Below are 21,085 nucleotides of genomic sequence, written 5' to 3'. Positions count from 1 at the left end.
GCGAAAGGTAATCTGTGCCCGAAATAATAGTTTAATTCATTCCGGGCGCATAACACTTTTACGCCATAATAATCTTATAGCGATATTTTTACATTATTAAATATCAATGCCGCTCTGCATCGGAGGAGCAACCACATGAGTACAAAAGATGTTGTCATTGTCAGCGCCGCCCGTACGCCCATCGGCTGCTTTGGCGGCGCGCTCAAGGATCTCTCAGCTATCCAGCTTGGTGAATATGCAATCACCGCCGCTATCGCCCGTGCCGCTATCAAACCGGACGATGTTGACGAAGTCATCATGGGCAACGTACTGGGGGCCGGGCTGGGTCAGAACGTCGCTCGTCAGGTCGCTATCGCCGCCGGGATCCCGGTAGAAAAAAGCGCCTTTAACGTCAGCAAAGTATGCGGTTCCGGGCTCAAGGCGACCATTCTCGGTGCGCAGGCCATCGCGCTGGGCGATGCGGACATCGTGGTGGCCGGCGGGACGGAAAGCATGAGCAACGCCATGTACTTATCCGCCGCTGCCCGCTGGGGAAAGCGCATGGGCGACAGCGCGCTGATTGACAGCCTGATTAGCGACGGTCTGACCGACGCTTTCTCCGGCGAGCATATGGGGATCACCGCTGAAAACCTGGCACAAAAATACCAGCTCACCCGGGAAGCGCTGGACGCCTATGCGGCGGAAAGCCAGCAGCGCACTGAATGGGCGCAGAAAAACGGTCGTTTCGACAATGAAATTGTGCCGATAAAAATCGTCACGCGTAAAGAAGAGCGTTACGTCAAAGCCGATGAATTCCCCCGCCACGGCACCACGCGTGAAACCCTCGCCCGGCTACGTCCCGCTTTCCGGCCTGACGGTGTGGTCACAGCAGGGAACGCTTCTGGCATTAATGACGGCGCCGCCGCGCTAGTACTGATGAGCCGTGAAAAAGCCGCCGCCCTCCAGCTTCAGCCGCTGGCAACGATCCGCGCCTGGGGCAGCGGCGGCGTCGATCCCAACATTATGGGCTACGGTCCAGTACCCGCAACGCGCAGGGCCCTATCCCGCGCGGGTTTACAGGTGAGTGACCTCGACGTCATCGAGGCCAACGAGGCTTTCGCCTCCCAGTGCCTGAGCGTCATGAAAGGGCTGGGGTTGGACCCACAAAAAACCAACGTCAACGGCGGCGCAATTGCCCTCGGTCACCCGATCGGCGCTTCCGGCGCACGCATTCTGGTCTCGCTGGTTCATGAAATGCAGCGTCGCCACGCTCGTTACGGTCTCGCTACGCTGTGCATTGGCGGCGGCATGGGATTAGCCATGGTGGTTGAAAAAGAATAAGGATCAAGGAGTTAATTATGTCCGTAGAAAACCGCGTTATCCTGACCGTCGCCTGTACCGGGGCCTGGCCGCAGAAAAGCGATACCCCGTATATTCCGCTTACCCCGAAGGACCAGGCTGATGAAATTGTCCGCTGCTGCGAGGCTGGAGCCTCCATTGCCCACATTCATGTGCGTGATGAGGAAAGTCAGGCGTCGATGGATTTCGATCAATTCGCCGAGACCGTGCGCCTGGTAAGGGCGCGCTGCGATATCGTCATTAATCTGACGACCTCCGGCGGACTTGGACTAAGTGACGACATTCGCATGAAGCCATTCCAGTTATTGCGGCCCGAAATGGCCTCTTTCGATGCCGGAACCATGAACTGGGCCCACTCAACCATATTCGAAAATAGCCCGCGCTTTCTGGAGAAACTCGCCGTCAGCATGAACGAGTGCCAGGTGAAGCCGGAGTTTGAAATCTTCGACGCCGGGATGATTTACAACGTCCTGTACTACATGAAGAAAGGACTGATCGAGGGGAATCCACACTTTCAGTTTGTCCTCGGTGCGCCGGGTGGAATGACGGCGGAAGTGCGTAACCTGATGTTCTTGCTCGATACCTGCAAACAGCATCTGGGCGATAATTTCACCTGGTCGGCTCTGGGCATCGGTCGCGGTCATCTGCCGGTTGTTCTCGCCGCGCTGGCGCTGGGGGGCAACGTTCGGGTTGGCATGGAAGACAACATTCTCTATCGCAAAGGTGAACTGGCGCAGTCCAATACCTGGTTCGTTGAGCGCGTTAAGCGGCTGGCTGCAGAAGTGGATAAAACCATCGCCACGCCGGATGAAACCCGCGCCATGCTTGGCCTGATACGCCAGCAGCCGGTTAGCGCCTGATTGCGATCCTGCTTACCAAAGGCCGATCGCCTCTCTTGATGTGTAGGCGATCGCTTTCGATCTCTATCTGAACGAGAACCTTTATATGAACATTTCGATTCCCCGGGAACAGCTGGCGGGTGAGACGCGGGTCGCCGCCACGCCCGCTACCGTTGAACAGCTGCTGAAGCTGGGCTTTACGGTCTCCATCGCCCACGGCGCGGGTGCAGCGGCAAATATTACTGATGATGCATGGCAGACCGCAGGTGCAACGCTGTGTTCGCAGGATGAGGTCTGGCAGAGCGATATTATCCTGAAAGTGAATGCGCCTCTTGAGGATGAAATTCCTCTTTTGCAGCCGGGCAGCACGTTAATCAGCTTCATCTGGCCTGCACAGAACCCCGAGCTAATGACGAAACTCGCCGCCCGCGGCGTGACGGTCATGGCAATGGATGCTGTGCCGCGCATTTCTCGCGCCCAGTCGCTGGACGCCTTAAGCTCAATGGCTAATATCGCCGGATACAGGGCGGTGGTGGAAGCCGCCCACCATTTTGGTCGTTTCTTTACCGGACAGATCACCGCGGCCGGTAAAGTTCCCCCGGCGAAAGTGCTGGTGATTGGCGCAGGCGTTGCCGGGCTGGCGGCAATTGGCGCTGCCAGCAGCCTCGGCGCCATCGTGCGCGCCTTCGACACCCGCCCGGAAGTCAAAGAGCAGATCCAAAGCATGGGCGCGGAGTTTCTGGAACTCAATGTTGATGAACAGAGCGGCAGCGGAGATGGCTATGCCCGCCAGATGTCTGCCGAGTTTATTGAGGCGGAAATGGCGCTGTTCGCCGCTCAGGCCAGAGAGGTCGATATTATTATCACTACCGCGCTCATTCCCGGGAAGCCTGCGCCGCGGCTCATTACCCGCGAGATGGTCGCCAGCATGAAACCTGGCAGCGTTATCGTCGACCTGGCTGCCCAGACCGGCGGCAACTGTGAGCTGACGGTTCAGGGCAAATGCATCACCAGCGATGATGGCGTAAAGATCATCGGCTATACCGACCTGCCAGCCCGGCTGGCGGCCCAGTCATCCCAGCTTTACGGTACCAATCTGGTCAATCTGCTGAAGCTTTTGTGTAAAGAAAAAGACGGCAATATCGTCATCGATTTTGATGATGTCGTTATCCGTGGCGTTACCGTGGTTCGCGAGGGTGAAATCACCTGGCCCGCGCCGCCGATTCAGGTTTCGGCCCAGCCGCAGCAGCCTAAGCCCGTACCAACCGAGCAGGTGAAAAGCGTGCCCGCTTCACCGTGGCGTCCATACCTTTTTCTGGCGCTGGTTATTGTGCTCTTTGGCTGGCTTGCGCATTGCGCACCGGCGGACTTTCTTGCCCATTTTACCGTCTTCGCTCTCTCCTGCGTGGTGGGCTATTACGTGGTGTGGAACGTCAATCACGCCCTGCACACGCCGTTGATGTCGGTCACCAATGCGGTTTCAGGGATCATCATTGTCGGTGCGGTCCTGCAAATCAGCCAGGGAGGCTGGATCTTTGCCCTGGCGATCGTCGCCGTTTTTATCGCCAGTATTAATATTTTCGGCGGTTTTTACGTCACCCGCCGCATGCTGAAAATGTTCCGCAGAAACTAAGGAGTCGTTATGTCTGAAGGTCTTGTTACTGCGGCTTACATTATTGCCGCGCTGTTGTTTATTTTTAGCCTGGCTGGCTTATCGAAGCACGAAACGTCGCGAGCAGGGATCGTTTTCGGCATCGCCGGGATGACGATTGCGCTGGCGGCGACCATCCTCGGCCCCCAGGCGGCCAATCTTGCATGGATACTGGTCGCGATGATGGCTGGCGGCGGCATCGGTATCTTTCTCGCGCAGCGGGTTGAAATGACCGAAATGCCGGAGCTGGTGGCGATTCTGCACAGCTTTGTCGGCCTGGCGGCGGTACTGGTTGGGATCAATAGCTACCTTGGCCACGCGCCGCTCGACGATACGGCCATGACGGCTATTCACCTTGTAGAGGTCTTTCTGGGGATCTTCATCGGAGCCATCACCTTTACCGGTTCAGTGGTGGCGTTCGGTAAACTACGCGGAATTTTCGCATCAAAACCGCTGATGTTGCCTGGCCGCCACGTTATGAACCTTGCGGCTCTGCTGGCTTCTTTGGCCTTAATGATAGTATTCGTGCGCAGCGATAGCCTGTTGTGGCAGAGTCTGGCATTAAGTGTGATGACGCTAATTGCGCTGGCGTTTGGCTGGCATCTTGTTGCTTCAATCGGCGGTGCAGATATGCCGGTGGTGGTCTCAATGCTCAACTCCTATTCCGGCTGGGCAGCGGCGGCGGCAGGTTTTATGCTCAGTAACGACCTGCTAATCGTGACCGGCGCGCTGGTTGGCTCTTCCGGGGCCATCCTTTCTTATATTATGTGTAAGGCCATGAATCGCGCGTTTATCAGCGTCATCGCCGGCGGCTTTGGCAGCGAGGGTACGGCATCTGACGCTAGCGCCCCGCAGGGCGAACATCGCGAATGCAGCGCTGCGGAGGTAGCGGAAGCGCTGAAATACGCCCGTTCAGTCATTATTACTCCCGGCTACGGCCTGGCGGTAGCCCAGGCGCAGTATCCGGTACAGGAATTGACCAGCCGGCTGATTGCGCTAGGCGTACAGGTACGATTCGGTATCCATCCAGTAGCCGGGCGTTTACCCGGACATATGAACGTGCTGCTGGCGGAAGCAAAAGTCTCCTACGATATCGTGCTGGAGATGGAAGAGATTAATGACGACTTCAGTGATACCGACGTGGTGCTTGTCATCGGCGCCAACGACACCGTCAACCCGGCCGCGCAGGAAGATCCCGGCAGCCCCATCGCGGGTATGCCGGTACTGGAGGTATGGAAAGCACAGCAGGTGGTGGTGTTCAAACGTTCGATGAATACGGGTTACGCAGGGGTACAGAACCCGCTGTTCTTCAAAGAAAACACCGCCATGCTGTTTGGTGATGCAAAAGCGAGCGTAGAGGCGATACTTGCTCAGCTCTAATTAATTGATTAGCCGTACTGGATGCATTGCAGAGGGTGATGGAAAAGTCCATCGCCTCCTGAATTTTGTTCGAATCAGAATCAGGGGATGACATTGAGTCTCAACACTGTACGTCCGGCGCAGACAGTGATCTGACGCCTCGTAAAAAATCGTAAAAATAAGAAGCTCACCCCGCAGTAATAAACGTCAATGTGGCAGCCGTTCAATATAATAACGGATAGGGTGGGCTTCTGCTTTTCAGATTCTGAGCTGAGAGTCGCCGAGATTAAATTAAGTCTAATAAAAAATAGCGCGTGAATTGTTTTAGTGACCTGTTCTCCGTATGTGATCTATTCATGATCAGGAATAACCGGCTTCGTTCTGGCTGCATATTCTGACAACCGGCAGATTTTTCAGCAAATTCGGAAGGCGTCATCCAGCTCAGCGCAGAATGGGGGACGCGGATGATCGTGTACGCGCCAGGCCTTGATTTTGCTCCGCGCATCCTTCAGAGACATGAACCCGTACTCGTTCAGTCATTCCTGCCGCAAACTGCCGTCGAAGGATTCAACCGTAATTTCTTACGCCAGGCGTAAAAGGTAGAATCGAAAATACCCAGCCTGCGGCAGACATCCGGCACGGACTTAGCCGGTTCGGCCTGCTTCAGGGCAAAGGCAATCTGTTCTTCGGTATAACGGGTCTTTTTCATGGCGATGTGCCCCTTTTTGAGATGGAAGAAAGACTGGAGACTTCAGTTTATTCTGGTACTTTTTTCAGGGGGGAGGTCATTTGAGCGCTATCCTCAAAGCACGTGCCCGCGAACAAAAAGCTACGTTCAAGTCAAAAAAACGGCGCTGGCGCGTGAAATAGCACTGCCATGAAGTAAGGGCGTGAACGTGTGAGGCCGTTATACCTTTTCATGGATTTCGCGAAGGGCCGGGCAATTTCGTCGATTTTCCATTTAGCGAAATAATCAGGCTTTAAGTGGCTCAGAAACCCTAATCATCACCCTAACGTGCAGCGTGAGCCATTATTCAAACTGCAAAGGCACCGAATACCAGATACACATTTTTTTATCACTTGTCTTGCCGCTGGCGCTTATCATTTTGCTGATTAAGTATTTCTTTCTGCCGATGTTCAAACGAGACGATTTCTTTGCTGCTAAGGGCGAGTTGAAGAAAATTTCTATTGATACACCGCTGCTTAACCGTCTTGGGATGAACACGGAGGATTACTATTACGACGCAGATTTTCTCTATCAAAAACGCAAGGAAGACATCCTTAATAAAATCGCGCTGGGCCAAATTATTCAGGTGAGACCGACCGGAACGAAGATCGGCAATCGCTGCGTCTGGCAGGTTCGATACCTCACGGGTGCCTCGCGGACAGAAAAAACAGTCAGTATTCTGAATAACTACTCGCTATTCAATCAGGATTTTGCCGGTTTTCTTTCAGCCGTTCGGGTAGCCAATCCCGAGGCTGAAGTAGAAAAAATGGCAATCTGGCGCATATAAACCTTTGGCGGCCGGTGCTGAAATGAGTCCTGAACTAGGCCACGATGGGCGCGAATCGTGGTTTCCCGAGGTCAGTCAGGAATCGTTCAAACACCTCTGGGCTGGCAGAGGAGTAACAGCTGTATTATGAAATGCATTGGGGCCCCGTTCCTTCATAAAGGACTATCACCAATGCTGATAACTGAATCAAAAAATACAAATATTCATTTAAAAAATATGGAGGCATATTTTATGGCGAACATAACATAACGACAGGGAATGAATATGAACGCCAGAGTAATAAATATGACAGGATCTACCCCTGTATTAACCAGGCTTAAATATCTTCGAGAGAGAAAATTCTTTTCTTTTCATGCACTCCCTATATCAAGCTATGGAAAAAGTGACATCATAGACGGGTCGAATAGTGAATTAACTGAGCATATTGAAAGTTCAGTGACGGGAGAACTCTTTGATAGTTTCTTTTTTCCGTCTGGAATTATCTCAGAGTCGCAAAAACTGACTGCAGGGCTATATAATGCTGATCATTCATTTTATATCACGGGTGGAACCAGTGCAGCTAACCAAATAGCGATTTCCGCGCTATATGAAAAAGGAGAAAGAATTCTCGTTGACAAAAATTGCCACCAGTCGGTGCATTTCCACACCAGATCAATCGGTGCCGAAATTCATTATATCTGTCCGGACCTGCGTACTGAATATGAAGAAATGAGCGCGTGGTCATACGAACATCTGGAACGGACTCTTCTGACCCTTCAGGAGAGTGGTAGAGCCTGTGATATGGTTATCCTCACTGCACAATCGTATGAAGGGGTAATCTACGATATTCCTGGTGTTTTGGCGCGACTTCTGGCGGCAGGCATTACTACGCGTAAATTCTTTATTGATGAAGCCTGGGGAAGTCTGAATTATTTCAGTGAAGATATTCGTCCTTTTACAGCAATGAATATCGACTCATTACGCCAGAAGTATCCAGATCTTGAGGTCATCTGTACCCACTCCGCGCACAAATCTCTATTTTGTCTTCGCCAGGCATCTCTCATCCATTGTCGTGGGGCCGACAATCTCGCGGAAAGAGTTGAAACCGCTAAATACCGCATTCATACCACTTCACCGAGCTACCCGATTATCGCCTCACTTGATAACGCACAGGCTATTATGAGCGAACACGGCAATGCCCTCGCTATGCACTCGCGCAGTCTGGTCGATAGATTTGTTAACGGCATATCCTCCCTAAAAAATCTGGGATCTGAAGCTGTCAGTCGACAAATTTTCAATTCACACTGGCATGTTCATTATGATCCTACAAAAGTAATACTTGATGTGTCATCAATTGGAACCGGCGCAGAGATAAAACAGCGGCTGTGCGAAGAAAACATTTACGTAAAAAGAGTGATTAATAACTTTCTTCTCTTCAATTTCCACATCGGTATCAATGAGCAAGCAGTTTCAGCACTCCTCTCTGCGCTAGATAAGATCTGTCAGGAAAAAATGGTTCAACCTGATTCAGAAAATGAAATTTCAGACAAGTTTATTATCTCTTATCCTCCGGGTGTTCCACTTGTTTTTCCTGGGGAAGTTATCGACGAAGTGATAAAAAGTAAAATAGAAAAATATCGCAAAAATGGATTTATTATCATCGCAGCCTGAATTTTAAACCTTACTTCTACCGGGTGTTTATAATGATTACACTTAGCCGAATGAATGAAATTGCCGCCTTGCGCGGTAACAAGACGTGTATCGCCGACAATAAAAATAATTACACATGGAATGATATTATACAACAGACCGAATCCCGCGTGATTTTTCTTAGGCGCAGTTTTAGTGCAGAACAGCTCCGCTCGGTTTGTTATCTGTCGAAAAATAACGCGGAACTTATTAGCTGGCTGGCCGCTTTCGCAACGTTGGGTATTCCAGCCAACGGACTGGATTATTCGCTTCCGACAGAGACACTCCGCAAACTGATTAAACAAATTAGCCCCGGTTTGTTACTGGTTTCGTTCAGCCTCTACGAACCCGAAGAACTCAGTAACCTAAACATTGCTGGAACCAGCATGCTGGGTGTTAATTCCCCAATTGATCCCGTAATCGAAAGTATCGGCGAATTGCATCATCCTGAACTCAGCAGCCTGCTTTCCGTACCGAATGCGTCATCGTTCCGGGCAGTTGCACTGACTTCCGGGACGAGCGCGCTACCTAAGATAGCTCTACGCTACCGCTCTTTTGACGCCCGCCGCTTCGCGTGGTTTACCGATCGATTTGGCTTCAGTGACTCGGATGGATTCATGCTCATTCTGCCTCTTTATCACGCAGCTGGTAACGGATGGGCACGTATGTTTATGGGGCTTGGTGCTCCTCTGTATTTGGTCGACCAGGACGATGAGAGAGCCCTTATACAAACACTCTCAGGAGAGGACGTCCGGGCAACGGTAATGACACCTAATCTGGTTACCAGGATGATAACTATCTGTAAAGATACCGCTTTGCCACATCATTTGCGCTGGGTGCTTGTTGGAGGCTGCTATTTTCCGGTGAAAACCAAACTTGCCGCACGTGCTGCCTTTGGTGATATTTTTTGTGAGTATTACGGATGTACTGAAACGGGAGTGAATGTGCTGTCAGATCCTGACGACATGCTGGAGTGTCCTGCGAGCGTGGGGCGCCCTTATGACGGTAACCAGGTCAGGATTCTCGATAGAAACAATAAACCACTTAGTGCGGGAGAAACAGGAAGAGTGGCTATCTCCAGCTATATGCTTATGGATGAGTACCACGACGGAAGTAAACCGTTCATCGTGCTTGAGGGGGAACACTACTTTTTAATGGCTGACTACGGCTATCTGGATGATAGCGGCAGGCTATTTCTGATGAATCGAAACGGTGAAACTTATAATAAACATGATGTTTACCGCATTGAGGAAAAAATTCGTGCTCTGCCATGTATTAAAGATGTCGCCTTAATCGCGATCCAACGTGAGGGGGTAAATCATCTCAAATGTATTTTTAGCACTGATCAGAATGGCAAAGAAAAGTTTATCCGCCTGTTTGAAAAAATCAATGAGGAGGCAGGAAAAACAGGGGCCATTAATTTTTCAGCTCACTGTGTTGACGAAATTCCTTACAGCCCAAGCGGAAAAGTGCGTTTTAGTGAAATCATACGTATTCTCGATGCGGCATAAATGAGCAGTATCAGAATTTCTGATACCTGAATAAAAACTCGCGAATAGTTAATAACTGGCGAATATGAAAATATAAAAAACAACTCCTGCCAAACTTTTCTTAATACATGATGAAGGTGAATAAATGAATAACTATATCAAAGGGCTGCTCTGCTGCCTTCTGGCCACAGTTTCATGGGGCGCTATGTTTCCTGTAATGACACAAGCTCTAACCAGAATCGATCCGTTTAATTTCACTACGCTCCGTTATGGCATTGCAGGTATTGCTTTCGCGTTACTGCTGCTATTTCGTGAAGGGCATTCAGCTTTTACGCTGAAGGACGAAAAATGGGGACTGGCCTGGCTTTTCGGAACACTGGGATTTGCCGGATTCGGTTTTCTGGTGTTCCTGGGCCAGCATCTCGCAGGGCCAACGGGTGCGCTGACTGCATCTATTATGATGGCGACGATGCCAATGCTGGGGCTCCTCACTATCTGGGCACTGAAAAAGGTTCGTCCCCGGGCCAGCACCTTTGGATTTATCCTGCTGTCCTTTAGCGGCGTGTTGCTGGTCATCACTAACGGTAATGTCTCAGCAGTCCTGAACTCGCCGATGAGCCTGACTGCTAATCTGCTGCTGATTGCGGGTGCGCTTTGCTGGGTCTTGTATACCCTCGGCGGGAGCTACTTTCCGGGCTGGAGTCCGCTGCGTTATACCACGATAACGACGCTGCTGGGTATGACCAGCGTCATGGGCACGGATGTGCTGCTGATGGCCACGGGTAAGATTGCTGTACCCGACGCCTCTGCAATCATCTTCGTGATTCCGCACCTGATTTACATGGCACTCGTCGCAGGTCTTATGGCGGTTCTGTGCTGGAATATCGGTAACCGGATTATCACACCTACCAATGGCGTGCTCTTTATGGATGTCGTCCCCGTCACCGCCTTTCTTGTATCAGCACTGAACGGCGTGCTACCGACGCACATGCAGATTATCGGTGCCGCCATCACGGCCACGGCGTTGGTGCTTAACAACCTTAACCAGCGCAAAATGGCACGTCAGGCCGTAAACAACACGATTCTGAAAACGTCTACCGCCCGTCGTTGAGGTTCAGGCTCCCCTCTCTGGAGGAGGGGAGTTTTACTACATCACGATGCCACCTGCCAAATATCTCTCACCGTCTCGATCAGCGCGGCAACGACTGGGGACGTTTCTTTTTCACGGTCCCAGACAAAACACAGTTGGCTCACTGTTTTCTCGCCGGGCCAGATATACAACTCACCACTATCCTGAAGCGCCAGAGCAATATCCTCACGCATAAGCGTGATCCCGACTTCCATGCCGACCAGTTCCGCTAGCGTTTTTTCCTGATCGGCGATAATGGCTGGCCGTACCTCAATGCCATGCTTATGAAGAAAATCCCGAGCTATTGAACTAAAAGAACATTTTTCAGGCGTGGCAATCCAGGGAAACGCCCTAAGCTCATCCCAGCCAGCAGTCTCCAGTTGCATTTTCCAGGCGCGGGGGCCAACAATACATAGCGTAATAGGAGAAACCACAATCGTGCCTAATCGCTCTTCATGTACTTTGCCGATGATGAAACCCGCGTCCAGTTCACCGGCGAGCAGGCTATCAATGATAAGGCCGGATATATTCTGACGAATTGTCAGACTGACGTTATGATGCCGCTGACGCAACTGGGTCAAAACCTGCGGCAGGTTCAGGATAACGGGAACTGAAATAGTGCCGAGCGCACAAGTACCAATAGCATTCAGCGACCGGGCCTTACTGACAAATTTACTGGCAGCATCAAGCGCGAGGCGAGCTTCATCACGCATGATTAAACCGGGTGCGGTTAGCTCCATACCACGAGGGGTGCGTTTAAACAGTCGAACATTAAATTCCGTTTCAAGTGATTTTATGTGAGCACTCACCGCTGGCTGGCTGAGAAAAAGTAGACTGGCCGCTCTTGTAAGGCTTGCTGTTTCTGCGACGGTCACAAAGGTCCTGAGTTGGTTTAAATCCATTCCGCTTTCCGCCTGTTATGGTTAGATGATTCATCAGTTTGTGCGACTGGGATAATTTACATTAGAAATTGTTACTTTACGTTAAAATACGATCGACTCTTCAGCACGCTCATGATGATGACGTTCGGGTCTGTTACAGCTTTTATTTGGAAATAAAATTAATAAGATACCAGGATTGATCTTGGCGGTGAAAAATACTCTTTTTTTGTATTAATAAGAAAGAGTTGTCTGGTTTGGTGTAGGAAAAGAGATATTAAAAAATAGTGTAAATTTTCTATGGGAAATCTTTGCGTGTAGGCTGGCAGGAAAAATTAGCAGGTTTCTTTTTAACAGGATGCGTTTTGATGAAGTTACTACGTTCTATCGTCTCGGTAGAAACATAATGTCACAGGCAGTCAGTTCGCTTTCTTTGATGTATTAGTCCGGCGAGTCATAAGGTGTTGACAGTGTTGCGGATACCGTAACGCTTCCCTGACCTCAACGGGAGCATAGGTTCACAACTTTTAGCATTTTAACTTTTATAATCAGAGGCTTGCCAAAAAATAATATTTTCAGTTGTTCTTGAGTGATTAATTATAGTGCTTATCCTCGAAAAACCTCTCGTGAATGCCAGCCCACAAAATTGTCTGACGGATAATGCTGACTGACCTGCGGCAATGTAATCTGCTTGCCCGAAAAGTCCCAGAACAGGCGATCAACAATGCCACCGCCGTTTACACCGTTAGAAACAACTACGCGCATATTTTCATCCAGCCCAATCGATCCTTTATCAAAGGCTTTATGATGAATAGCGCACAGTGCCAAACCATTCGTGATGTCACAGGGACCACCGTACTGTTTCCATTTGATGTGCGCGGCTTCCACCGCCACCAAAGCGTTGTCGTGGCGCATATTGAATCCACATATCGCACACTGATAGTGATAAGCACGTAGCACCAACTGTCGAAAATGGGGATCGCGTTGCTTTCGCATCTCGCTGATGCCAAAACCCAGTTCGTCTGCCAGCTCTTCCTGAATGCTTTCGGGAAAATGCGCTTCAAGAATTTGCTATGCCAGGCTATCAATTAACCTGCTGTCTCTTTTGACGAGTTCGTAATGTGCAACATCGAAACCACCTGCGACCTCATACCTTTCGAGTTCACCGGCCGGAGGTTGCTTGCTGCCAGTTGATGAGCAATGTTCAGCGTTAAGTAATTCCCAAAACCCGTCACCTTTTAAACGCCAGAAGGGCATATCAGGTCGATATTCACGACGTTGTGGGCCATAGCGTTCCAGCAGTGCGTGAAGGACAGGCTGAATTTCAGATGCATAGTCAAATAACCGGGCATGCCCATTGCGATACTGCGACAGTGCATAAAGCACAAGCAGTGGTTTATGCGGCGCGCGCTGTTCGCCTTTACGCCAGACAGTGATTTCAGAGAGCAATTTTTGCAGGCTTTTAGCTGATGTCATGACGCAAAGTGATAAGAAAATAATTGCGATAATGCTCGCAAATTCGCGAATGATCAATCGATTAGCTATCAGAAATGCAATTAAGAAAAAAGGCATTCTTAGATAGTGAAAATGAAGCCGCCAGGTAAGATTGCCATTGCCTTAAATTGAATCTGTGGGAACATTCAGTGAAGCAAATACAGCCCTTATCAGGGCTTCACTTAATACAGCGACACCAAAAAACCCACCGCCACCAACGCATAAAACCCCGCACAGATCAGATCGAAACTGCGCCGTGCCCGATTGAGGTCTTTCTCTGCGGTTTGCGAGGCCAAAATCAGCGCATACAGGCTAAATATCATCGCGCCGGTCAGTGCACAGGTTGCACCAAAACATCGTACTGCCACTGCGCTGCGGGTCAGCCCATTCGGGGGAGGGAGCCGTTACCGCTGACCATGCCGTCAGCGGGGTGCAGAATAAAAGTGATCACTGCCGAGCGCGAATACGCCTGTCATCGGCAGTGTTTTTACATTCAGACTTTGAATGTCTCTACGGCGAGACGCAACCTCTGAGCCTGTTCAGAAAGCGACTGTGAGGCGGCTGACGACTCTTCAACCAATGCAGAGTTGTTCTGCGTTACACCATCCATCTGGCTTACCGCCACGCTCACCTGAGAGATCCCCTGCATCTGCTCAGCGGACGACAGGGCGATGGTATCCATTGATGTGGCCAGTTCGTCAACCAGATCGATCACTTTAAGAATATTTTGGCCTGTTTCATTCGCCACCGTGACGCCAGATTCCACCTGACCCACCGCCTGCTCAATGAGTGATTTAATGTCTTTTGCCGCTGTGGCGCTTCGCTGTGCCAACGTCCTGACTTCCGCTGCCACCACGGCAAATCCACGCCCGCTTTCACCCGCGCGTGCCGCTTCTACTGCCGCGTTAAGCGCCAGAATATTCGTCTGAAATGCAATACTTTCGATGACAGAGGTAATGTCTCTGACCTTAGACGCGCTTTGTGAAATTTCGCCCATGGTGCCAGACATACGGCGGACATCGTTTTCACCATTTTTTACGTGTAAAGCCGTATCCCTCGCGGCGTTGGCCGTCTGTCTGGCCATGGCGCTGTTACTCTGCACGGTGGCCGTCAGCTGTTCCATACTTGCCGCTGTCTGCTGGAGTGCTGCTGCCTGCTCTTCAGTGCGGGAAGCTAGTTCGTTGTTACCCTGTGAGATTTCGTTTGCTGAAAGTGCAACGGAAGCGGAGCCAGATTTAATGTCGGATACCACCCCGCGGAGCCGCGCCTGCATACTGGACAAAGAGGCCATCAGGCTCCGGGTGTCATTTTTGCATAGCTGAACGGCTGAGGTTAAATCTCCCTGAGAAATTGCATAGGCAAGGCGCTGTGCGGTAGCGGGTTCACCACCGAGTTCACTCATCAGCTTACGAATCAGATAGATGCCCGTGGACAGGCCAAAAATGACCGCGACAGCGAGCAGTACCAGTAAAATGACGTAAGCCTGTTCCGTCGTTTTACTGTTTGCACTGACGGCGTCATCAGACCGCTGAGTGAGCACCTGACCCATAGCCGTCAGTCCGTCAATCAGGGGATTTTGGGCGGGCCTGACGGTATCCAAAAGAAACTTCACGGTCGCGGCGTTGTTTTTTCCCAGTGCGAGTGGAACCGTATTACTGAATGATTCCAGTGCTTCTTTTTCACTGTTTTTAATCGCGTCGAACGCTTTTTTTTCCTCATTGCTGCCAGACTGGTCAATCATCTGCCCCAGTTGAGTGCTGCTGTCGACAAAGCGGGTCTTTAATTTTCCAAGCCGCGCGGATTGCTCCTCAATGCCTTTTTCATCGGTAAATAACGACAGATTCCTGACTGTAATGGCCATGTCGCGCTGGATTAGCGTCAGGTCTGTTATCAGTTTCGTTTTTTTCATATCTCCCTGAACGATGGATTCAAGGGCGTTTTTGGACTGATACAAAGAATGAATGGCAACCACTATGCACAGGGAAAAGAAGACGATTAACGTACCAAAACCCGAGCCGAGCCGTGTTGAGATTTTCATAAATCTTTCCTGAAGAAGGGAGGGGAGACGACGATCTTTCGGCGCAGACCCGGCAATCTTTATCCCGGCCGTGATAATTAAAATGTAAGCAATCACGACATAAACTTTTACAGGAAAAACCCCTCTCGCGGGTCTGTTACTATTTCTTATCTATAGGTTTTTTTATGGCCCGGCCCGCAGTAGAAATGGCAGATTGCGAGTGGAAACCGCGTCGCGCTGGCATCTTGCTGAGCGTTCTTTGGGAACGGGCTCAGTGCCGGTCATGAGGTGAGCCAGTCGCGATAAGGGCTGTCAGGACATAAGACATGGGTAGCAATGAAACTATGCGGTTAGCGGGCATCGCGTTAATGGTTGCGATAACCTGCTGGCAGAACGCGTTTTCCAACGGCTGAACCGCGAGCGGTGCTAAATCAGAGATCGTCATCTTTTCTGAAGTTCAGGATGAGTGCAGCCAGCGTCATGCCATTTTCAAGTCGTATCCTCAGGTTGTTATCTGCGAAGCTGACGCGCCAGGCAGATCGAACAACCGCCTGTGAAAGGGGCTTTTTTAACCCAGCGACACCAAAAACCCCACCGCCACCAACGCATAAAACCCCGCACAAATCAGATCGAAACTGCGCCGTGCCCGATTGAGATACGTCTCCGCCATTTGCGAAGCAAAAATCAGCGCATACAGGCTAAATATCATCACGCCGGTCAGTGCGCAGGTAGCAACCAGAACATAGCTCTGCCACTGTGGCGCAGAGTTCGTCAGGCCCACGCTGGTCACGGTGAACCAGGTTAACGCGGCTTTGGGATTGGTCAGGTGCAATCCCAAACCCTGCAAATAATAGCCGCGTAAACGCGCGTGGGCCTGGGCTGGTCGTGCCGAAAGTTCTCCAGGGCGAAAGGCACTGCGCAGCGCTTTCGAGGCCAGCCAGAGCAGATAAGCCGCGCCGAGCAGTTTTAACCAGACGATAAAACCGTGGGAAGAAACCAAAATCGCGGACACGCCAAAGGCGGTTAACAGGCCCCAACAAATCGAACCTGAAATCACACCGGTGGCCAGCACCAGACCAGCTTTACGACCATAGTTCATCGCCGCATTGGCAATGGAAAGATTGCCCGGGCCAGGCGATGCCGTCCCTATGCTGTAAACCAGTAATGCTGCAAAGAATGAAGACATATCCCACATCTATCCAACCCCAACAGAAAGCATAAGCATGTATTAACATAATTTTAAAAAACATACATAACGGCTTGTATTGGATGGACGTGCACAGCAATGCTCGACCCCACGTGATTAACGCTGTTCAGCACTGAATCCCGCACTTTCGACGATGAGAATGTTCCCGCGTCGTACTGGTCGCCTGAAGCTGAAAAAGGAGGCACGTCCCTTCACGTGCCCCGGGACACATTCCGCGACAACACTACTGCGATACCGCTAACCCGGCATCCGGTTCTCCAGGTTCCTTTGGTTCTTTGATCAGAATCCACAGAGCCGCCGCACCGATAAGGTCAAACACCGCCAGCGCAACAAAGAACGGACCAAAGCCGATGATGCTGACAAACGCGCCGATAAACAGGTTAAAGATCAACTGACCGGACCAGGCACAGGCGCCAGCCATGCCGACGGCAGTCGCGACCTCATCCTTCCTGAACAGGTCTGCGCCCAGCGTGGCAGCTACGGTAGAAAGCAACTGGTGCGAGAAGCCACCAATGCTGATCAGCAACACGGCGACATAGGGGTTTTGAACAATGCTGACCAGGCCGATGGTGGTCATCAGCACCGCCCCGAGCGTAAAGGTAATACGGCGCGAATTGATCAGGCCGATGCCGCGATCGTTCAGGAACTTCGCCACAAAGCCGCTGGCCAGGCAGCCCAGATCGGCCATCAGGAACGGCAGCCAGACAAACATCGCAATCTCTTTCAGGCTGAAGTGCAGGGTTTCCACAAAGAAGATCGGCACCCAGAAATTGATGGTGCCCCAGGCCGGATCGGCCAGAAAACGTGAGAGGCCAATGCCCCAGAAATTACGCTGTTTGAGGATGGCTAATTTAGAGGTCTTCTCTTTCTGCTCGGTATGAAGGTGTTTTTCCTGACCGCCCTCAATATAGGCGCGCTCGTCCGCCGACAGCCGTTTGGCCTCTTTGGGATCTTTATAAAAGATGAGCCAGATAAAGGCCGCCACAATAGCCAGTCCACCGGCAACCAGAAATGCAAACTGCCAGCTGTGAAACAGTATGCACCAGGCGATCAGCGGCGGTGCCAGCATGGCACCAAAAGAGGTGCCCATATTAAATACGCCAGTGGCAATGCCGCGCTCCTTCGCCGGAAACCAGGTGGCAGCGGTTTTCACCCCGGCCGGAATCGCCGAGGCTTCACTAAAGCCCATGATGGCGCGCATAAACGCCAGGCCCTGCCAGGAACCCGTCAGTGAGTGCGCTAAGGTGGCCAGCCCCCAGACGATGGCGCAGATAAAAAAGCCCAGCTTCAGGCCAATGGTATCAATGAAATAACCCATCACGGGCTGGCCGATGGTATAAGCCAGCTGAAAGGCGCTGACGACCCAGGAATATTGCTCCTTGGTAATATCCAGCTCCTTCATAATTGTCGGGGCGGCAACGCCCAAGGCAGTGCGATCGAGGTAATTAATAATCGTAATAAAGCACACCAGTAATATCATGTGCCATCGGTAATGTTTGATTGTTTTCATGATTGCTCCCTCATTGTTACCTTTTCCTTATGACTTTGCTAAACAGGTGACATGATTTTTAAATTAGAGGCAGGTTAATTAATTGAGTGTTAGTAAATCTCGTGATTGCACCTTGTTATTATTAGGTAAGCGATTTTGCAATAAACACGGAATTGCGTGGTGTGATGAGGCGCATTGTTTAATGCCGTGAAAATCACTTTTGGTAAATAATGTGATCAACGTAACCCACACAGATAAAAAGATTAAATAGCGGCAAGATGGCCTGGAATCAGGTTAACACTAAGACGTTGCAGCCAAATCTTTATACCTGAAGCCACTTGCTGGCGTGCATAAGGGCATGTCCCTTGCAGGTTGAGAGGCGAGGTGCGTTTTTATTTCGACTGATTCAGACGTGATGTTAATCACCACAGCGGGTTGGATGCCTGATGGTCAATAAGGCAGCCTGTCGTTTTTAACGCAAATAAGATCGCGCTTTTATGAATATTTTTTAATTCAGACGCTTTTCTCTTTTGTTCGTTTACGCTGCCGGTGCAGAGCGTTTATTCCTGCTGAAAAAACAGAAATGATGGCGATGTTAATCGTTCATGGAAATACGAGCGTGAAGGAATAGGTTGCAACTTTATAAGAGGAATCTTAAAAGGTCGTCGTTTGATGTTGAACAGGGATTCAGTATTATTTTCACCCTGTGCCACCCGCAAAGGATGTGAGATGCAAATCTGTACGATGGACTATGCTCGTCTCTCGCCAGACGGAAAAAGGGTCAAGCTTGACTGTTACGGCATCGGCTCATTTGATGTTTTGTCAGGAATTGACCGTTATCTCAATAACCCAGACTGTTCAGATAGAGAAAAGGCCGCGATCCCGCCGGGCACATACTGGATAGTCGACCGCCCGAAAGGAAGCGTGCTAAATCAACTGCGTGCAGAAGTGATTGATGCGTATCATTTGTACAGAAATCATCATTCCGAATGGTTTGGTTTATATAACGCAGAAACCATGAGTGATCATGCTTACGTCAATGGCACACGTCGGGGCAGCTTTCGGCTTCACCCATTGAACAGCGACGGCACCGGGGTTTCGTGGGGCTGCGTAACGCTGTACAGTTCATCGGATTTTGAAACCCTCAGAAATGCTTTGCTGCGGATACCTAAGATAAAAGTGCCCGGCGGGAAAGACCTGATGGCTTATGGCCGCCTTGATGTGCGCGGCATTCCAGATTTTAGTCGGTGTGGTGTGAGATGAAAATTGCGATATTTATTATTGTGTTGCTGGCGGCTTTTGTGCTGATCCCGGATAGCTGGATCACCACGTTATTCATGAGCCATATCACTATTGAAGGCGATGGCGAAGAGGCGATGAACAGCTATTCGTTTACGTTCATCGTGGTGAAGTTCGTACTGTCTCTCGTGCTGGCTGTCCTGGCCTCGTGGGGATACCGTAAGCGAAAACGTTAGCCCGCGCTCAGGTGCCTGGCGGGGACGCACGACAGGTGCTCAGCGCGATAAGCCAGGCCTTTCCTGAAGATGATCATCCGCATTCAACGCGCGTTTACCGTCCACAGACCCTTTGTTTCGCGCCCTTCACGACTCACATTTTCTGCTTTTCAGCCATCACACTGCCCGCTTTGATAACGCTTTAGCGACACAACCCTTCACTTCCGTTTACTTCCGTTTTTCCCCAGGTGCTGAGATCTGCATCACTTTCACGCTGCGTGCGCTCCCTTACGCTTAACGGCCAGGCAGGAGGGGGGATGATGTTTCTGGAAGAACGACGCAATCAAATTTTGCAATGGCTGGACGAACATGAACGCGTCACCGTTAACGGGCTGGCGAGCCAGTTGCGTGTGACTCGGGAGACGATTCGCACCGATCTGCGTGCGCTGGCAGAGCAGGGGCTGGTTCAGCGCTGCTACGGCGGTGCCATAGTGCAACGCCGTAATCTGCAGGAAAAGCTCATCAGCGAAAGTGGCCATTTTGATGTTTTACTCAAGCGGTTGCAGGCGCGTAAAACCACCGTAAAGACCACCAGCAGGCAGGGAAAAGTCTGCATCCTTGGCGCATTCAATGTTGATATCGTCGCCAGGGTGGCGCGTTTTCCGCAAAGTGGTGAATCGCTGATGGCGCAAGGCAGCACACTCGGGCCCGGCGGCAAGGGGGCCAATCAGGCCATGGCCGCCAGCCGGGCCGGAGCGCGCGTCCATTTTGTTGCCAAGGTCGGAACCGATCGGTTCAGCCAGTTTGCGTTTGATCACCTTTCGTCATCGGACATTCACTCTTTCCGTTTATACCAGACGGATACCGAACCCACAGGCAGCGCCATCATTTATGTCTCGCAGGAAAACGGCGAGAACATGATTGCCATCTACCCCGGTGCCAATAAAACCCTGACGGATGGCGAAATTGCCGAGCTGACCCATGAACTTACCGATGCGGATGTGTTGTTACTGCAGCTGGAAAACAACGTCGAGGCCACGCGCAGCGCTATTCGGCTGGCACACGCACTGGGCGTCCGCATCATCATGAACCCGGCGCCGTTCTCGTCTGAGGTTGTGAACGTTCTGCCGATGATCGATGTGCTGACGCCCAACGAAACCGAGGCCTCGCGGCTCTCGGGCATTGAAATCTGTGACATGGCGAGTGCGCGTAAGGCGGCGCAGGCGATTGTGGCGCAGGGGGCGCAGCGAGTGATCATCACCATGGGCGCGCGCGGCGCGCTGCTGTTCGACGCGCCGCATTGTCACGTCATTCCCGCCTTTCCTGCGCTCAGCGTGGACACCACCGGCGCGGGCGATGCCTTTAACGGCGCGCTGGCCGCCGCGCTGGCGCAGGGGCAGCCGTTACTGCAGGCCGCCACATGGGCATCAGCCTTTGCGTCCCTGGCCGTAGAGCGGGAAGGCGCAAGCAATATGCCCAAGCGGCATCAGGTCATCACCCGACTTAACCAACGATAATCCGACGTAACGCAACAGCCGCGCGCTGGCGCTGGCAGGAG

General features: G+C 51.3%; 16 protein-coding genes and 2 pseudogenes. 11 read left to right on the top strand and 7 right to left on the bottom strand.

The window, feature by feature from the left end:
• The first annotated feature begins 135 nt into the window (after nt 1–135).
• From ACPXSQ_RS15795 to pntB, 4 genes are all read left to right on the top strand, one after another.
• Entirely contained in the window at nt 136–1,320 is a 1,185-nt protein-coding gene (locus ACPXSQ_RS15795) for an acetyl-CoA C-acetyltransferase (RefSeq protein ID WP_024472343.1), read from the top strand.
• A 17-nt stretch (nt 1,321–1,337) separates the two neighbouring features.
• On the top strand, nt 1,338–2,198 hold the full coding sequence (locus tag ACPXSQ_RS15790; RefSeq protein WP_174261189.1) for a 3-keto-5-aminohexanoate cleavage protein: 861 nt from the start codon (nt 1,338–1,340) through the stop codon (nt 2,196–2,198).
• Between the two features lie 85 nt (nt 2,199–2,283).
• The gene (gene pntA / locus ACPXSQ_RS15785; RefSeq protein WP_426144139.1) at nt 2,284–3,810 is read left to right on the top strand and encodes a Re/Si-specific NAD(P)(+) transhydrogenase subunit alpha; all 1,527 of its coding nucleotides are present in this window, start codon (nt 2,284–2,286) and stop codon (nt 3,808–3,810) included.
• Nucleotides 3,811–3,819: 9 nt separating this feature from the next.
• The gene (gene pntB / locus ACPXSQ_RS15780; protein ID WP_105080465.1) at nt 3,820–5,208 is read left to right on the top strand and encodes a Re/Si-specific NAD(P)(+) transhydrogenase subunit beta; all 1,389 of its coding nucleotides are present in this window, start codon (nt 3,820–3,822) and stop codon (nt 5,206–5,208) included.
• A 556-nt stretch (nt 5,209–5,764) separates the two neighbouring features.
• Here pntB and ACPXSQ_RS15775 read toward each other — a convergent pair.
• Nucleotides 5,765–5,896 (bottom strand): annotated as a pseudogene (locus ACPXSQ_RS15775) (transposase); the annotation flags it as partial.
• 313 nt (nt 5,897–6,209) lie between these two features.
• Here ACPXSQ_RS15775 and ACPXSQ_RS15770 point away from each other — a divergent pair.
• The 4 genes from ACPXSQ_RS15770 (at nt 6,210) to ACPXSQ_RS15755 (ending at nt 10,970) form a co-directional block, all read left to right on the top strand.
• Nucleotides 6,210–6,701 carry a hypothetical protein gene (locus ACPXSQ_RS15770; RefSeq protein ID WP_426144138.1) on the top strand — a complete coding sequence of 164 codons (492 nt, stop codon included), beginning with the start codon at nt 6,210–6,212 and terminating at the stop codon, nt 6,699–6,701.
• 264 nt (nt 6,702–6,965) lie between these two features.
• A complete protein-coding gene (locus ACPXSQ_RS15765) occupies nt 6,966–8,351 on the top strand; it encodes a lysine decarboxylase (protein WP_426144137.1) in 1,386 nt (461 codons plus the stop codon).
• 32 nt (nt 8,352–8,383) lie between these two features.
• Nucleotides 8,384–9,880: a class I adenylate-forming enzyme family protein gene (locus ACPXSQ_RS15760; RefSeq protein ID WP_426144136.1), complete on the top strand. Its 1,497-nt coding sequence runs from the start codon at nt 8,384–8,386 to the stop codon at nt 9,878–9,880.
• Between the two features lie 124 nt (nt 9,881–10,004).
• Nucleotides 10,005–10,970 carry a DMT family transporter gene (locus ACPXSQ_RS15755; RefSeq protein WP_029568415.1) on the top strand — a complete coding sequence of 322 codons (966 nt, stop codon included), beginning with the start codon at nt 10,005–10,007 and terminating at the stop codon, nt 10,968–10,970.
• A 41-nt stretch (nt 10,971–11,011) separates the two neighbouring features.
• Here the strand turns inward: ACPXSQ_RS15755 and ACPXSQ_RS15750 are convergent, their stop codons facing one another.
• The 6 genes and pseudogenes from ACPXSQ_RS15750 to ACPXSQ_RS15725 all read right to left on the bottom strand — a co-directional run bounded on the left by ACPXSQ_RS15750 (nt 11,012) and on the right by ACPXSQ_RS15725 (nt 18,094).
• Complete coding sequence (locus tag ACPXSQ_RS15750) at nt 11,012–11,890, bottom strand: LysR family transcriptional regulator (RefSeq protein WP_277285768.1); 879 nt, start codon at nt 11,888–11,890, stop codon at nt 11,012–11,014.
• A gap of 582 nt (nt 11,891–12,472) precedes the next feature.
• A pseudogene (locus tag ACPXSQ_RS15745) lies at nt 12,473–13,342 on the bottom strand (phosphorothioated DNA-binding restriction endonuclease).
• 200 nt (nt 13,343–13,542) lie between these two features.
• Complete coding sequence (locus ACPXSQ_RS15740; protein WP_227022888.1) at nt 13,543–13,728, bottom strand: hypothetical protein; 186 nt, start codon at nt 13,726–13,728, stop codon at nt 13,543–13,545.
• 125 nt (nt 13,729–13,853) lie between these two features.
• Nucleotides 13,854–15,398 (bottom strand): methyl-accepting chemotaxis protein, encoded by a 1,545-nt coding sequence (locus ACPXSQ_RS15735; protein ID WP_426144135.1) that lies wholly within the window; start codon nt 15,396–15,398, stop codon nt 13,854–13,856.
• 547 nt (nt 15,399–15,945) lie between these two features.
• On the bottom strand, nt 15,946–16,572 hold the full coding sequence (locus ACPXSQ_RS15730; protein WP_207806412.1) for a LysE family translocator: 627 nt from the start codon (nt 16,570–16,572) through the stop codon (nt 15,946–15,948).
• Between the two features lie 235 nt (nt 16,573–16,807).
• A complete protein-coding gene (locus ACPXSQ_RS15725; protein WP_013024435.1) occupies nt 16,808–18,094 on the bottom strand; it encodes an MFS transporter in 1,287 nt (428 codons plus the stop codon).
• 708 nt (nt 18,095–18,802) lie between these two features.
• Between ACPXSQ_RS15725 and ACPXSQ_RS15720 the strand changes: the two genes are divergently transcribed.
• The 3 genes from ACPXSQ_RS15720 (at nt 18,803) to rbsK (ending at nt 21,044) form a co-directional block, all read left to right on the top strand.
• On the top strand, nt 18,803–19,336 hold the full coding sequence (locus tag ACPXSQ_RS15720) for a DUF2778 domain-containing protein (protein WP_024472337.1): 534 nt from the start codon (nt 18,803–18,805) through the stop codon (nt 19,334–19,336).
• The gene (locus tag ACPXSQ_RS15715; protein ID WP_041457457.1) at nt 19,333–19,548 is read left to right on the top strand and encodes a hypothetical protein; all 216 of its coding nucleotides are present in this window, start codon (nt 19,333–19,335) and stop codon (nt 19,546–19,548) included. The genes ACPXSQ_RS15720 and ACPXSQ_RS15715 overlap by 4 nt, the downstream gene beginning before the upstream one ends.
• Nucleotides 19,549–19,847: 299 nt before the next feature.
• Nucleotides 19,848–21,044 carry a ribokinase gene (gene rbsK / locus ACPXSQ_RS15710; protein WP_013024438.1) on the top strand — a complete coding sequence of 399 codons (1,197 nt, stop codon included), beginning with the start codon at nt 19,848–19,850 and terminating at the stop codon, nt 21,042–21,044.
• Nucleotides 21,045–21,085 lie beyond the last annotated feature (41 nt).

This window comes from Pantoea sp. EEL5, assembly GCF_049892805.1.
Taxonomy (GTDB): Bacteria; Pseudomonadota; Gammaproteobacteria; order Enterobacterales; family Enterobacteriaceae; genus Pantoea; species Pantoea ananatis.
This window is presented reverse-complemented; position numbering and strand designations above follow the sequence as displayed.

Bases quoted from the DNA above. Each gene is read 5' to 3' on its own strand.
- ACPXSQ_RS15795 (WP_024472343.1), top strand. From the start codon at position 136: ATGAGTACAAAAGATGTTGTCATTGTCAGCGCCGCCCGTACGCCCATC.
- ACPXSQ_RS15790 (WP_174261189.1), top strand. From the start codon at position 1,338: ATGTCCGTAGAAAACCGCGTTATCCTGACCGTCGCCTGTACCGGGGCC.
- pntA (WP_426144139.1), top strand. From the start codon at position 2,284: ATGAACATTTCGATTCCCCGGGAACAGCTGGCGGGTGAGACGCGGGTC.
- pntB (WP_105080465.1), top strand. From the start codon at position 3,820: ATGTCTGAAGGTCTTGTTACTGCGGCTTACATTATTGCCGCGCTGTTG.
- ACPXSQ_RS15765 (WP_426144137.1), top strand. From the start codon at position 6,966: ATGAACGCCAGAGTAATAAATATGACAGGATCTACCCCTGTATTAACC.
- ACPXSQ_RS15760 (WP_426144136.1), top strand. From the start codon at position 8,384: ATGATTACACTTAGCCGAATGAATGAAATTGCCGCCTTGCGCGGTAAC.
- ACPXSQ_RS15755 (WP_029568415.1), top strand. From the start codon at position 10,005: ATGAATAACTATATCAAAGGGCTGCTCTGCTGCCTTCTGGCCACAGTT.
- ACPXSQ_RS15750 (WP_277285768.1), bottom strand. From the start codon at position 11,890: ATGGATTTAAACCAACTCAGGACCTTTGTGACCGTCGCAGAAACAGCA.
- ACPXSQ_RS15735 (WP_426144135.1), bottom strand. From the start codon at position 15,398: ATGAAAATCTCAACACGGCTCGGCTCGGGTTTTGGTACGTTAATCGTC.
- ACPXSQ_RS15730 (WP_207806412.1), bottom strand. From the start codon at position 16,572: ATGTGGGATATGTCTTCATTCTTTGCAGCATTACTGGTTTACAGCATA.
- ACPXSQ_RS15725 (WP_013024435.1), bottom strand. From the start codon at position 18,094: ATGAAAACAATCAAACATTACCGATGGCACATGATATTACTGGTGTGC.
- ACPXSQ_RS15720 (WP_024472337.1), top strand. From the start codon at position 18,803: ATGCAAATCTGTACGATGGACTATGCTCGTCTCTCGCCAGACGGAAAA.
- ACPXSQ_RS15715 (WP_041457457.1), top strand. From the start codon at position 19,333: ATGAAAATTGCGATATTTATTATTGTGTTGCTGGCGGCTTTTGTGCTG.
- rbsK (WP_013024438.1), top strand. From the start codon at position 19,848: ATGTTTCTGGAAGAACGACGCAATCAAATTTTGCAATGGCTGGACGAA.